Annotated in this window: 1 pseudogene; it reads right to left on the minus strand. The window is 49.2% G+C overall.

Going from position 1 to position 264, the window contains the following annotated elements:
• Window positions 1–238 (minus strand): annotated as a pseudogene (locus tag AAEY62_RS22985) (hypothetical protein); the annotation flags it as partial.
• Between the last annotated feature and the right edge of the window lie 26 nt (window positions 239–264).

Here is a 264-nt window from a genome sequence, read left to right on the forward strand (position 1 = left end):
TAGCAAAGGTGCTTTTTAGTAGTGGCGGAGCCGCCCGTGCACCAATACGGCCTTGATTGCGGCGCACGCCTTGATCGCAAGCAAAGCCTACTAAAGCAATGTGTTGACTGGGCTTGTCGCCTTTATTACCTTTATTAATTTCATCAGCTTTATTAAAGCTATAAGGCTGAGCAAGCTGATACCAATAGCGGGCGCGCTGTGTCTCGAACGGCTCAACGCGGCCTGTCCACAGACTCATATCTGCTTTTGTATGCTGTACCATGA

Origin of the sequence: Pseudoalteromonas sp. GW168-MNA-CIBAN-0100 (assembly GCF_040309225.1) — a bacterium.
Taxonomy (GTDB): domain Bacteria; phylum Pseudomonadota; class Gammaproteobacteria; order Enterobacterales; family Alteromonadaceae; genus Pseudoalteromonas; species Pseudoalteromonas arctica.